The organism is Neobacillus soli NBRC 102451 (genome assembly GCF_001591665.1).
Taxonomy (GTDB): domain Bacteria; phylum Bacillota; class Bacilli; order Bacillales; family Cytobacillaceae; genus Neobacillus; species Neobacillus soli.
Genome location: NZ_BCVI01000042.1, coordinates 143,869 through 156,147, shown reverse-complemented (window position 1 = coordinate 156,147; position 12,279 = coordinate 143,869). Strand labels below are relative to the sequence as shown.

At 39.3% G+C, this 12,279-nt stretch carries 12 protein-coding genes; 8 read left to right on the top strand and 4 right to left on the bottom strand.

Going from position 1 to position 12,279, the window contains the following annotated elements; genetic code table 11:
• The coding region (locus BSO02S_RS27755; protein WP_218010607.1) for a hypothetical protein at positions 1–213 on the top strand (213 nt) is incomplete at its 5' end.
• Between the two features lie 93 nt (positions 214–306).
• On the opposite strand, the gene BSO02S_RS15870 is transcribed toward BSO02S_RS27755, so the two are convergent.
• Together BSO02S_RS15870 and BSO02S_RS15865 are read right to left on the bottom strand one after the other, a co-directional pair.
• Positions 307–966: a response regulator transcription factor gene (locus BSO02S_RS15870; RefSeq protein WP_235846927.1), complete on the bottom strand. Its 660-nt coding sequence runs from the start codon at positions 964–966 to the stop codon at positions 307–309.
• Positions 941–2,149, bottom strand: a complete 1,209-nt coding sequence (locus BSO02S_RS15865; RefSeq protein WP_066069311.1) for a sensor histidine kinase — start codon at positions 2,147–2,149, stop codon at positions 941–943. Before BSO02S_RS15865 ends, BSO02S_RS15870 begins: the two co-directional genes overlap by 26 nt.
• Before the next feature lie 195 nt (positions 2,150–2,344).
• Between BSO02S_RS15865 and BSO02S_RS15860 the strand changes: the two genes are divergently transcribed.
• Together BSO02S_RS15860 and BSO02S_RS15855 are read left to right on the top strand one after the other, a co-directional pair.
• Entirely contained in the window at positions 2,345–3,115 is a 771-nt protein-coding gene (locus BSO02S_RS15860; protein ID WP_066069308.1) for a CPBP family intramembrane glutamic endopeptidase, read from the top strand.
• A 262-nt stretch (positions 3,116–3,377) separates the two neighbouring features.
• A complete protein-coding gene (locus tag BSO02S_RS15855; protein ID WP_066069305.1) occupies positions 3,378–4,835 on the top strand; it encodes an IS1182 family transposase in 1,458 nt (485 codons plus the stop codon).
• 155 nt (positions 4,836–4,990) lie between these two features.
• On the opposite strand, the gene BSO02S_RS15850 is transcribed toward BSO02S_RS15855, so the two are convergent.
• Together BSO02S_RS15850 and BSO02S_RS15845 are read right to left on the bottom strand one after the other, a co-directional pair.
• The gene (locus BSO02S_RS15850; protein WP_066069302.1) at positions 4,991–5,584 is read right to left on the bottom strand and encodes a TetR/AcrR family transcriptional regulator; all 594 of its coding nucleotides are present in this window, start codon (positions 5,582–5,584) and stop codon (positions 4,991–4,993) included.
• A gap of 74 nt (positions 5,585–5,658) precedes the next feature.
• Complete coding sequence (locus BSO02S_RS15845) at positions 5,659–6,579, bottom strand: SDR family oxidoreductase (RefSeq protein WP_066069301.1); 921 nt, start codon at positions 6,577–6,579, stop codon at positions 5,659–5,661.
• Between the two features lie 192 nt (positions 6,580–6,771).
• Here BSO02S_RS15845 and BSO02S_RS15840 point away from each other — a divergent pair, with 192 nt between their 5' ends.
• From BSO02S_RS15840 to BSO02S_RS15820, 5 genes are all read left to right on the top strand, one after another.
• Entirely contained in the window at positions 6,772–7,467 is a 696-nt protein-coding gene (locus BSO02S_RS15840; protein ID WP_066069298.1) for a response regulator transcription factor, read from the top strand.
• Positions 7,460–8,464: a sensor histidine kinase gene (locus tag BSO02S_RS15835; protein ID WP_066069295.1), complete on the top strand. Its 1,005-nt coding sequence runs from the start codon at positions 7,460–7,462 to the stop codon at positions 8,462–8,464. The genes BSO02S_RS15840 and BSO02S_RS15835 overlap by 8 nt, the downstream gene beginning before the upstream one ends.
• A 101-nt stretch (positions 8,465–8,565) precedes the next feature.
• Positions 8,566–9,327 (top strand): ABC transporter ATP-binding protein, encoded by a 762-nt coding sequence (locus BSO02S_RS15830; RefSeq protein ID WP_066069292.1) that lies wholly within the window; start codon positions 8,566–8,568, stop codon positions 9,325–9,327.
• On the top strand, positions 9,317–11,260 hold the full coding sequence (locus tag BSO02S_RS15825) for an FtsX-like permease family protein (protein ID WP_066069287.1): 1,944 nt from the start codon (positions 9,317–9,319) through the stop codon (positions 11,258–11,260). The genes BSO02S_RS15830 and BSO02S_RS15825 overlap by 11 nt, the downstream gene beginning before the upstream one ends.
• A 117-nt stretch (positions 11,261–11,377) precedes the next feature.
• Complete coding sequence (locus tag BSO02S_RS15820; RefSeq protein WP_066069340.1) at positions 11,378–12,082, top strand: polysaccharide deacetylase family protein; 705 nt, start codon at positions 11,378–11,380, stop codon at positions 12,080–12,082.
• Positions 12,083–12,279: the final 197 nt, after the last annotated feature.

The following is a 12,279-nucleotide window of genomic DNA, read 5'->3' as shown; positions in this document are numbered from 1 at the left end:
GAACAATGTTTTCGAGACAAGGTATTAAGTATACCACCTCATTTTCAATCCGTCAATTACTTTTTCAAAATATCTTTATTTGAATCAGCAACAGGTATTAATATTACCTTATTGAATAAGATTTGTCAACCATTAAAATTGTTAACTGAAAGAAAAACAACCATATTTAATATGTCTCTCGTCCAGATTTACTATATTACTATTATATTTTAATGATGTCAACAAAAATTATACAAGAAGATAATAATACTATTAACAGGTGCCTGCATTTTCTGAAATGTAGCGGGGGTCAGCCTCTTTTCAAGATTAATCAGGATGAATAATTCCTTCTTCCCTCGCCTTAAAGACCGCCTTATGTCTTCCTGTGACCTCTAATTTCGAATAAATATTGGAGACATAGTTTTTAACTGTTCCTTCTGTTAAGAATAACATCCGGGCAATTTCACGGTTGGTAGCCCCTTTTGATAGGGATTCCAGCACCTCTATTTCCCTTTCTGTGAGGCCAAAGCTTGTCTTTTTGCGCTTTTCGGCCTTCGCTTGTTCCAAAGGGGTAATCCAATCTGCAATCAGCTGCCTGGCAATCTCCTGCGTAATCAGCGTTCCACCGTGATGAACAAGTCTGATTCCCGCTGCAAGATCTTTTGGATGGATTGCTTTGAGTAAATAGCCTTCCGCTCCTGCTGCCAAAGCTTCCCTGACGTACTCCAGCTCCTGAAAGGTGGTTAAGATGATCACCTTTACTTTTGGAAACCGGCTTTTAATTTGCTTTGTAGCCTCTACCCCGTCCATAATCGGCATATGAATATCCATCAGCACGAGATTAGGTGAATGCTTATTCGTAAGATCCACCGCCATTTTTCCATGCTCTGCTACCCCGACAATTTCAATATCTTCTTCCCCGCCTAAGACAATCGAAAGGCTTTCACGAATTAGTTCCTGGTCATCCACAATCAATACTTTTATCATTTTCTTCATTTTCCTCCCAAATCCGCTCAACTCTTACAGGTAAAAAGCAAGTGATAACGGTTCCTTCCTGTCCCTTCGACTCAATCTTCAATCCACCTTGAAGGGCTTCCAGCCGTTCCTTCATACCGGTCAGGCCAAATCCATATGTCTCCGCTTTAAACCCAATTCCATCATCCTTAATCGTCAAAACGACTTGTGAGGCTTCTTGATTCAGCGTTACTGTGATTTCATTCGCATGCCCATGGCGGACAGCATTCGTTAATGCTTCCTGAAGACAACGGATGAGTGTGGTATCTCCATGAAACGAAATAGTCTCGGGTGTACCAAAACTTTTAAAAATAAGTTCTATTTTAGTGTTTAATGCAAATTCTTGTGCGACATTTTTCAGCCGAGAGGTCAAATCCTCCTTTTCCTCCTGCGGAGAGATTTGATGGATATAGGTTCTTGTTTCTTCTAGAGATCTTCTCATCACGTCGCTTAACCGATTAACTTGTTCCTTTGCTTTTTGCGGTGATGCATCCAACAGGAATGATACCGCATCAAGTCCCATAATGACTGATGTAAATGTATGGCCTACTGTATCATGCAGGTCCCTTGCAAGCCGGTTTCGTTCCTCCAATAAGGTGACTTTTTCAATTTGCTTTGCGTATTCCTCTAAAAGGTGATTCTGCCGGCGGTTTTCGTCCAGCAATATTTGTGTCTTTTTCTCCGTTTCCAGAACCTTTGCGATGGAGATGCCAATACCGAAAAAAAAGAGACCTTCAATTACACCCATTCCAATCTGGTCCATGCCCAATGCGAGATACGTCAGAAAAGGAACAATGGAAAAACCCGCCCATAGAAACCACCTCTCCTTCCCTGGTCTGCTGTAAATACCTGCGCAAAGGGAAGGGTACGCCAAAAAGGAGGAATATTTCCCCAAAAGAAAACTGCCCACAACTAAAAATAGTCCGCTAAAGATAAATTCCAGCATCGGATAATTTAATCCCCTCGTGCTATTTACTTGCCCCCTAGACCATTGTGGAATCAGAAACGCAGAAAAAAACAATGCCATCAGCAGCCAATAAAGAGGAAAAGGTTTCAGGAATACAACCACAAACAATAAATGGAATAAAAACCATCCGACTCTCGTGATTTGTGCAGTTTTGTACACCCAGTGTGTTTCATATTGAAACGGCAGCATACAGGCCCCCCCTCATGCCTTCGAATAAAATCGACCCATTTAATCTATTCAACAAGACTCTCATTTTTTCCTTTTACAGAAGTCATTTTAGTCATATGACTGTTCTTGGTAATATCATGACGAAGCACACTATTGGTTATGACCGTTCCTGTTTCATAATGAAGATAGAAATTGGTTAAATAAGGAGAGATTTTCATGAAGCAGTTTTTATACCGGCATGGTTTAGTTTTATTTCTCGTTGTTATGTTAGGAAGAGGAATCATCGGAATGCTGACAGTGAAAGGAATTCAAATAATCAATCCCGGACTTTCTGTTCAAAAGGACCTAGGATGGTTAGTCATGCTATTATATGCAGCTTGTGCCTTCTTAGCAGTGAAATGGGTTAGGATTGATAAGGAAATTGGTTTAATCAAACCTGCTGCTAAGGAATGGATCGTTTGGCTGCCAGTACTGGTTATTCCGTTAACTTTAGGGCTTCATTTAGGTTTCAACACGACATGGGGGCATGTCCCGTTATTAATGATTGCCGCTTTAGGGGTGTCTATTAATGAAGAAATTCTATTTAGAGGTATTCTGTTACGGGCAATGTTACCATTCGGAAAAGCGGTAGCCATTATCGTTCCTTCCCTGCTTTTTGGAGCATCCCACTTAGGCAACATCTTTATTGGCGGTGATGTAACCTTTGCTCTGTTCCAGTTTGCTTGGACGTTTATTGCCGGAATGGCCCTTACTGCGATGCGATTACAGAATAAGAGCTTACTTCCTGCTATCGGATTTCATTTCATTTTAGATGCTGTTGAGTATGCGGCAACTGGAGAATACGGCGTTCACAGTACCCAATTTTCACTTGGATGGTTAACCATTTTTGTCCTTTTAAATCTTGCCTTCCTTGTTTATGCACTTTACGGATTAATGAAGGGAAAAAACAGTGCGTATATCGAAAAAAATGCTATTGAAGCAAAATAGTCGGGCTGTCAGGCACCACTCGTGGACAATTGTCCACGGACGTTGCCTGACACCTTCGTCTAAATCTATTTATTTAGTTTTCTGAAGTAGAAGTTCAAGAGCAGCTGATGAAAAAGGGACAAAAAAGGCGGCAGGAGTTTTCCGAGGGCACTGAAAAAGTCCCCCTAATTAATGGAAAAAGGTATAATTCCTTATATTTTTTTAGGGAATTATACCTTTTTCACGTTATAATTATAGTATCAATTTCAAACGGGTGGGTACTATGATACAACATCAAGAATCAATGATTTTCAGTCCATATATGAATCTTTATGATTTAATTGTTCCAAAAGATAATTTTTTACGCAGGGTTAACGATTTGATTAACTTTTCTTTTGTTTATGACGAACTTAAAGAAAAATATTGTCATAATAATGGTCGAAATGCTATCGACCCTATTCGCATGTTTAAATATTTATTTTTAAAGACAATCTTTGACCTATCTGATGTGGACGTGGTTGAACGTTCAAAATATGATATGTCTTTTAAATATTTCCTTTACATGGCTCCGGAGGAGCCAGTAATCGAACCCAGCTCTTTAACTAAGTTTCGTAAACTCCGTTTAAAAGATGTAAAACTTTTGGACATGCTTATCAATAAAACCGTTGAAATTGCCATCGAGAAGGAAATCATCAAAAGTAATTCAATTATTGTGGATGCCACCCATACGAAGGCGCGCTATAATCAAATGTCGCCAAGAAAAATATTGATGGATCGTTCTAAAAAGCTTAGAAAAGCTATTTATTCTATAGATGAATCTATGAAAGAAAAATTCCCCGTCAAAAACACCTCCAATGTTTTGGAAGAGAAAATTTCTTATTGCCAGAACCTTATTGACGTGATCGAAAAGGAAGAAAGACTTACCGAATACCCGAAAGTAAAAGAACAGTTAAATCTATTAAAAGAAACAGTTGCCGACGATATCGAACATTTGCAGATCTCAGAAGACAAGGATGCAAAAGTAGGTCATAAAACTGCTGATTCTTCATTTTTCGGATATAAAACACACATTGCCATGTGCGAAGAACGGATTATTACTGCCGCAACAGTAACTACTGGTGAAAAGAATGACGGAAAGCAATTAGAAACTTTGATTGAAAAAAGTATTAATGCTGGGATGAATGTTGAAACTGTTATCGGCGATGCAGCTTATTCTGAAAAAGGAAATATTGAATACACAAATGAAAATGAAATAAAATTAGTAGCTAAACTTCACCCTGCAGTATCCCAAGGTGCTCGAACAAAAGAAGACGAATTTGAATTTAATAAAGATGCGGGTATGTTTGTTTGTAAAGCCGGCCACATGGCTGTAAGGAAAGCTCGACAAGGAAAAAAAGGAGTAAGTAAAAATCAAGCTGATACCTACTATTTTGACGTAGAAAAGTGTAAACACTGTCCATTTAAAGAAGGGTGTTATAAAGAAGGAGCTAAAAGTAAAACTTACTCTGTAAGCATCAAATCTGAAGTGCATACTGAACAGGCAAAATTTCAAGAAAGCGACTATTTTAAAGAAAAATCAAAAGAGCGCTATAAAATCGAAGCTAAAAATAGCGAATTAAAACACAGACACGGGTACAATGTTGCAAAATCCTCGGGTCTAGTTGGCATGCAATTGCAAGGTGCCATGGCAATATTTGCGGTGAATTTAAAAAGAATATTGAAACTAATAGATCAAAAATAGGAGCAAAATAGCCCCTATGAATTAAAAAAGACGACTTAAAATTCACATTTGCGAATTTTAAAGTCGTCTTTTTAAGTCGTGCTTTAGAAATTCTTGAAAAACCGAAGGTTTTTCAGTGCCCTCGAGTTTTCCCTGCTTCCTTTTTTGTCAACATGTCACTTCGTTATAATTTTCATCAGGATATCAACATCTTCGCTCCAATTTTTCCCTTCAGTTTGTTTTTCCTGCAGCATAAGGCCGGTAATAACCGACATGTAGCAGAATAATAGTTTATATGGGTCCCCTTCGCAAAATTGACCGAGTTGCTGCCCTTTGATGAATAGTGGGATTAGTTGTTCAATAGGGACATTAGTTGAAAAGTGTTCGATTATTTGCTTCGCCTTCGGAGGAACCTCATCCGAAACACTAGCATGCTGGATCAGCAAGAAGGGATATTTATTACTTTCATCAAGGATATTTTGGGTAAGCGTTCTAATTTGTTCCAACGGTGTGCCCGGCAGTTGCTGAACATGCTGAAAAGCGGCATTTGCCTCTTCCATTGCCTCTTGAATGAGGGTAATAAATAGCTCTTCTTTTGATTTAAAGTATCGATAGGATAGGCCTTGACTGATTTCTGCCTCAGCCGCAATCATACTCATTTTCGTTCCGATAATTCCCCGATGAGCAAATACCTTTAAGGCCGCTTTTTTAATCTGTTCAATCCGTTTCAGGTGTATTTGATCCAGCTTTTGTTCATTTGATGGCGCCATTTCATTGTCACTCTCCATTATCTGGATATCATTAAGGAGTATATCATATTTTTAAACAGCCTTCGACAATGAGCCTACAGGTCGACCGTATCTGTAAGCATTGTCTGTTGTTTACTAACCTTCCAGAGCAGATTTGCAGCTTTCCTATCTCGGGCTGATTCAGACGGGAGTTCTGCTTTTTTGTCGGTATAGTATTGCCCGGTTTGATCGCTGATTTCGTCTGTCTCGGCCAGCCACACCAGTGTTTCCGCTCCCTGTTCTGGGCTGCGTGAAAACAGCTTCATTACCGCCATCGTTGCCCGTGCTAATCTCCCGTTATTTTGATTAAAATTTGTTGCCACCAGCCCTGGGTCAAAGCAATAGGACGTAACACCGGTCCCTTCAAGCCTTTTTCCAAGTTCTGCGGTAAATAAAATGTTCGCCAGCTTTGACTGCCCATACCTTAAGGTTGGACCACCCATTAGCTTCTTTAGCGGTTTGTAAAGTTGTTCAGCCCCCATGTCGTTAAAGTCGATTCCCTTCTTCGCCATCTTATGACCGTGGGATGCGGTAGTAATGATCCGGGCCGGGGCACTTTCCTTCAACCGATTAAGCAGAAGCATTGTAAGCAGAAATGGTCCAACATGATTGACAGCCCACGTCATTTCAAGACCGTCGTCATTTAATTGATGGTTCTCAAACAGCGCACCGGCATTATTAACAAGGACATCAATTCTAGGGCACCTTTCTAATATTTCGGCAGCCACCCGGCGGATTGATTGCTGGGAAGCCATGTCTGCTAAAAATACATCCACCGTTCCGCCCCCACCTGATGATTCTTTCATTTGTTTCGCTATCTCATTTGCTTTTGCTTCATTACGAGCGACGATTCCTATGTTTGCCCCACGAGCAGCAATTTCCTTAGTGGCAGCAAGCCCAATCCCACTTGTTGCTCCTGTTATAATCACATGTTTTCCATTTAAACCCCACTTAGAGGCCGTTATCATTTTTTTCATTGTTTAAAACTCCCCTCTTCAATTTTATAGAATGAACCGTTCATTCACTTATATTATATGTGCAATTGATAAAAAATGACAACAAGTGTTTAATTTAGTACGACAAATTTTTACAGAGTCCACCTCTATAGCACATAAACAGGATATATTATACAATTAATTAATATGACGCAAAAAAGTGTGGTGATTCCCTTGTTTAAACTGTTGTTAATTGAAGATGATGTAACATTATTTAATGAAATAAAGGATCGGTTAATCGGTTGGTCTTATGATGTGTATGGGATTACTGATTTTAACAAGGTCATGGAGGAATTTACGGCGATTAAGCCAGATTTAGTGATCATTGATATTCAATTGCCGAAATTTGATGGCTTTCACTGGTGCCGGATGATCCGCTCCCATTCGAACATTCCGATTCTCTTTCTATCCTCACGTGACCATCCGACAGACATGGTGATGTCGATGCAGCTTGGTGCTGACGACTTTATACAAAAGCCGTTTCATTTTGATGTGCTGATTGCGAAAATACAAGCGACCCTCCGCCGTGTTTATAATTACAATACCGAGCAAATCACCCTTAAAACATGGTGCGGGGCAACAGTAGATTATGAAAAAAATACCGTCAGTCATGCTGCTGGAACAGTTGAACTTACAAAAAATGAAACGTTTATCTTAAAAAAGCTCATTGAGCAAAAAAATAAGATTGTTAGCCGCGAAGCCTTAATTAAAAGCCTGTGGGATGATGAACGCTTTGTTAGTGATAATACCTTAACGGTCAATGTTAATCGACTGCGAAAAAAATTGGAAGAGCTTGGTTTGGGACGTTTTATTGAAACAAAGGTTGGGCAGGGTTACATCGCAATAGAAGAGGCAAATGGCTATGATTAAGAAATATTTAGTCGAAAGGCGCAGCTGGATTTTTCTATTCTTATTTATTCAGGCACTTATTCTTTTTATAGCTTACCTAGATACGGCGCTTCCCTTGATGCCATTCTTCTACATTTTCTTCCTTTCAACGCTTGTTTTTTGTATCTTTTTGTCTTTCCGCTATCATAAGGAAACAAAATTCTACAAAAGTATAGCGCAATGGGAGAACAATCTTGATTTAACCACTATAGCGGCGCCTGAAAGCCCGTTTGAAAAAATAATTGAACAACGCATTATCAACCAAACCGAGTTGCTTAAAAAAGAGGCTTCGGAAAATCTGCTGATGCTCGAACAGGAGAAGGATGACCTCTTAGCCTGGATTCATGAAGTCAAGACACCGTTAACAGCGATGCATTTAATGATTGAGCGCTTAGATGACGAACGAACGCGTGCCCAATTAACCCATGAATGGCTGCGAATCCACCTGCTGCTCGACCAACAGCTTCATCAAAGGCGCATCCCGTTTATGGAAAATGATTTATATATAGAAGAAACTGATTTAAAGGGGTTACTTTTTAAAGAAATTAAAACATTACAATCGTGGTGTATGCAAAAAGGGATTGGCTTTGAGGTTGAACTAGAGGCAGCAACCGTGCTTACTGATGCCAAGTGGCTTGCCTTTATCATCAGGCAACTGCTTACAAATGCAGTGAAATACAGTGAATCATCAGACATCGTCATTAAAAGCTATCAACACGATGGTCGTACAGTCCTTGAAGTAAAAGATTATGGGCGCGGCATTGATTCTAAGGACGTGCCGCGTATATTTGAGAAGGGCTTTACCTCGACAACGTCTCATCACGATAATGCTGCAACAGGGATGGGGTTATATTTAACGAAACGAATCGCCAAGCCGCTATTAATCCATATAGATGTCTACTCAAAACTTGTAGAAGGAACCACATTTACGTTAACCTTTCCCAAACGTAATGATTTCGTCGATATTGCAGGCATGTGACAACAATGTCACATGCTTTTCTGATTTGTTCGCTCAATCGAAGGATTGGATTCATCAGGCTATTTATAATAAGAGTATCGATTAAAAGGGAGCGTGTTGGTATGAAGATATTAGAAGCCAATAAAATTCATAAAAGCTACGGCAATAAATTTAATAAGCAGGAAGTATTAAAAGGGATTGATATTAACGTTGAAAAAGGGGAATTTGTCAGCATCATGGGTGCCTCAGGATCCGGGAAGACAACCCTGCTCAATGTTCTTTCCTCCATTGATAAAGTGAGCGGCGGAACCATCAAGATTGAAGGCAAAGAAATGACAGCGATGAAAGAGCGTCAGCTCGCTGAATTCCGCAAGCATCATTTAGGATTTATTTTTCAAGATTATAACTTACTCGATACCTTAACAGTCAAAGAAAATATCCTCTTGCCGTTATCGATTTCGAAAATTTCAAAAAGAGCAGCGAATGAAATGTTTAATGGAGTGGCAGCGGAACTAGGTATTTTAGACATCAAGGATAAATATCCGAATGAAATTTCCGGCGGTCAAAAACAGCGTACTTCTGCTGCAAGGGCGTTTATTCATGAACCAAGCATAATCTTTGCTGACGAGCCAACCGGTGCCCTTGATTCAAAATCAGCTTCTGATTTACTTAACAAATTAAGCGAAATGAATCAGAATCGTAAAGCAACAATTGTGATGGTGACGCATGACACTACGGCAGCTAGCTTCAGCGGCAGAGTCATTTTCATTAAAGATGGACAGATATACACGCAATTAAATAGGGGCGAACAATCCAGACAGACGTTCTTTAAAGACATCATGAAAACGCAAGGTGTTTTAGGCGGTGTCCCAAATGAGCGTTAATCAACTCATTTTTCGTAATTTGAAAAAGAATTTAAAAAATTATTATCTCTATGTGTTTGCGCTGATTTTTAGTGTTGCCCTTTATTTCGCCTTTGTCACCCTGCAATATGACCCGGCGATGAATGATACAAAAGACACCATGAAAGGTGCAGCAGCAATTCGGGCAGCTTCCGTTTTACTTGTCGCGATTGTTTCAATCTTTCTGTTATATGCCAATAACATCTTTATTAAACGCCGCAGCAAGGAAATTGGGCTATTTCAATTAATCGGGATGACAAAAAGCAGGATCTTCAGCATCCTTACTGCTGAGAATTTTATCCTTTATTTTGGTTCGTTAGTCATCGGGAGTTTTATTGGATTTTCTATATCAAGATTAATTCTTATGATTCTGTTTAAAATCAGCGGTGTGGATGCCATTGCTTCCCTCCATTTTTCTTCACAAGCGCTCATTCAAACTGTTGTGGTGTTTTGTGTTATCTACCTGTTGATCATGCTGATGAATTATGTGTTTATTAAGAGACAGAGTATCCTCTCTTTATTTAGAGTGGTTTCATCGACAGAGGGAAAAGTAAAAAAGATGTCGATCTTCGAAATCATCATCGGGATAATTGGTGTAGTTTTGATTATTTCAGGCTACTATGTTTCGACGAAATTGTTAAGCGGCAATTTTACCACGGTAACTGGACTATTTGGAGCGATGATATTTATTCTTGGATCGGTTATTATCGGCACCTATCTTTTTTATAAAGGATCGGTCAGCTTTATCTTTAATCTCATTCGGAAAAAGAAGGACGGTTATTTAACCATTAATCAAGTTCTGTCACTGTCCTCAATTATGTTTCGGATGAAATCAAATGCCTTGTTATTAACGATTATTACGACCGTATCAGCGCTTGCGATTGGGTTATTGTCGTTAAGTTATATTTCCTACTATTCAGCTGAAAAAATGGCTGAGAATCAGGTTGCCGGGGATTTTTCGTTTGTAAAACCTGAAGAAGCTGCGAAATTTAATCAGGTCTTAGAAGCGAATAACATTTCGTTTAATGAAAAACAGATTGATGTTATTCAGGTCGATGCGAATCTTAAAGAGATTTTGGGTAACCTAAATGGATTAATGGTCGATCCAAAAGCTATGACCATGCCGGTTATTAGTGATAAAGCGGTTAAAAATATCGATGTGGCTGAGGGAGAAACTATTTTTACAGGTTATAATGATTTACTGCAGAAATTTATGAGTCTAAAGGATTCTGGTCCTATCGGATTGAAGGGGCAAAACGAAACCATTCCTCTCCACTACTTAGGCTTAAAAAAGGATTCCGTCGTTTCCGGTTATTTCACCAATGGCGGCCAGCCAACTGCCATAGTCGATGAAACCGTGTTCGAGCTTCTTAAGAAGGATGTTAATCCAGCCATTCAAAAGGAATCCTCCATCTTTATCGGGATTACATTAAAAGATGAAGTGAACATTGAAAAGGCAAATGATCTGTTTAAAGAGATGTTCGGCAGTGAAGACCGTTTCAATTCTTCCCGGTTGGAAATCAGCAACGGGCAGAAACAAATCATGGGGCTGATTATGTTTATCGTAGGCTTTCTAGGTTTAACCTTTCTGATCACATCCGGATGTATTCTTTATTTTAAACAAATGGGTGAGGGTGAAGAGGAAAAACCTAGTTATACAATTCTGAGAAAGCTCGGTTTCACCCAGGGGGATTTGCTAAAAGGCATTCAAGCCAAGCAAATATTTAATTTCGGCATTCCGTTAGTCGTCGGGCTCTTGCATAGCTATTTCGCAGTTCAATCAGGCTGGTTTTTATTCGGGACCGAGGTGTGGACCCCGATGATCATCGTTATGGTCATCTATACGGGATTGTACTCAGTATTTGGTATCCTCTCTGTTCTATATTATAAGAAAGTGATTAAGGAAGCCCTTTAATCACTTAGGTGTTTGACCCCAGGCGTAAATTCACCGGAGGTCGGGCACCTTTTCTTGTCTTTTGCTATAATGATAATAGCTTGTGGCTATATCATTGTGAAAAGAAAGGCAGTAAATATGAAAAAGAGATTAACTTTTACCAGAATTGGAATTCTAGTAATTTTTCTACTTCTTCTCGGAACTTATAAATTAATGAATTCGAGAACCTTTCAGTTATTCAGCGGATTAACCAATCAAGTGGAGACGAATCAAAAGGTCGTTGCCTTAACATTTGACGACGGTCCGACTAATAATGTCGATCAAATTCTGCCGCTCTTGGATCGATATCATGCAAAAGCGACCTTTTTTCTTATCGGGAATGAGATTGAGCAATTTCCTTCAGAGGCTAAGAAAATTGTTGATGCAGGCCATCAAGTTGGTAATCACACCTATTCCCATAAACGGATGGTTTTTAAAATGCCATCCTATTATAAAGAAGAGATTGAGAAAACAGATCAATTGATTCGTGATGCTGGATTTAAAGATGAAATTGATGTGCGTCCACCAAACGGAAAAAAACTGATTGGGTTGCCTTATTACCTTAGTAAACATGATAGAGATACCATCACATGGAATTTAGAGCCAGATACCTTTTACACTACTGCAGCTGACAAAGTGGAATATGTGAAGGAACGAATAAAACCTGGTTCGATTATCTTGCTGCATCCGATGTATGACAAATCCGGGGAAGAACTAAAGACAATTGAAGGGATTTTACAAGCACTATCTGAGAAGGGGTATACCTTCGTAACAGTAAATGAACTTCAGAAATTAGGAAGATAATGCAACGGAGAGGGTTCTACTTCAACTTTAGGGCTCGAAAATCATGAAAACGTTTAAAGTAGAAGGGAGTTACCTAAACTTTATCCTTTATGCTTTAAAATTCACCGGAAAGTCCAAGTAGAGGTGGTCTACTTAGACTTTCTGGCTCAAAATCAACGAAAATTCATTTGGAGGGTCACACTGACACCAATATCAAA